Here is a 1165-nt window from a genome sequence, read left to right as displayed (position 1 = left end):
CGGGCACCGGGCGCGAGTGGAACGTCAAGGAGATCCAGTACACCGGCAACGGCGCGCAGGCGCCGCGCAACAAGGTGGTGTTCCGCTACAGCGACCGCACGCTGGACGCGGCGGAGTCGTACCAGCAAGGGTCGAAGAACGTCAGCGTGCGCCAGCTCGACGCGATCGACACGTACATCAACAGCCCCAGCACGGCGCTGATGGACGCGAGCAACAGCATGGGGGCGCTGTTCGTCAAGCGCGTGAAGATCGGCTACGACAACGGCCCGTGGTCGCGCCGCGCGCGCGTGGTGACCATCGCCGACTGCGTGGACCCGGCGGGCACGCGCTGCATGCCGCCGGCGCGCTTCAACTACGCCGCGGGCGACATGGCGCGCGTGGCCTCCACGAGCTTCAACCTGGCCTCGACCAAGCTGTCCAGCATGGACGGCAAGTACGGCGTGATGGCGGGGGACTTCAACGGCGACGGCCGCACGGATTTGCTGCGCTGGGCGGAGAACGGCTGGGAGACGCAGCTGCTGCAAAGCAACGGCGACGGCAGCTTCACGTCGGTGGCGACGTCGCTGACCTCGGCCGGGGCGCTGAACCGGGCCGACGGCTGCATCTCGTCGACGGTGGCGGACACCAACGGCGACGGGCTGGTGGACATCATCCGGGTCTACAACGACAAGAACGCCAGCGGCGGCTCGTGCGGGCAGACGGCGCGGGCGGAGTTCCTCGTCAACCAGGGCGGGGGCAACTTCACGACGCGCCAGCTGCTGGACACGGCCAATGGGCAGATCGCGTTCAAGCGGCAGGTCTCGGCGGCCACGTCGCGCCAGTTCTGCGGGCAGGTGGCGGCCGCGGGCATGGACACGCGCGACCTGATGCTGGCGGTCATCAACGACTGCATGCGCGAGGGCGGCTTCGAGATGTGGGTGGGCTACGGCTGGACCGAGGGCGCGACGTACTACTTCATGGACGTCAACGGCGACGGGCGGATGGACATCATCACCACGACGCTGCCGGCGCGCGCGCCCGCGGACCCGCGCGACGACCCGTACGCGGACGAGGAGATCCCCTCGTGCAGCGGCTGCACCAAGGTGTACCTGGCGCAGCCCGACGGGCGCTTCGCGCTGACGGCCACCAACGTGGACAACACGCCGCTGTACTCGGACCCGGGGCG

Annotated in this window: 1 protein-coding gene; it reads left to right on the top strand. The window is 69.7% G+C overall.

Annotated elements, in window-relative coordinates; translation table 11 throughout:
• Positions 1 to 1165: FG-GAP repeat domain-containing protein (locus tag CDN99_RS27935; protein WP_141101039.1), on the top strand; the 1165-nt coding region annotated here is incomplete at both ends.

The sequence above is a fragment of the Roseateles aquatilis genome (assembly GCF_002205645.1).
Classification (GTDB): Bacteria; Pseudomonadota; Gammaproteobacteria; order Burkholderiales; family Burkholderiaceae_C; genus Roseateles; species Roseateles aquatilis.
This window is presented reverse-complemented; position numbering and strand designations above follow the sequence as displayed.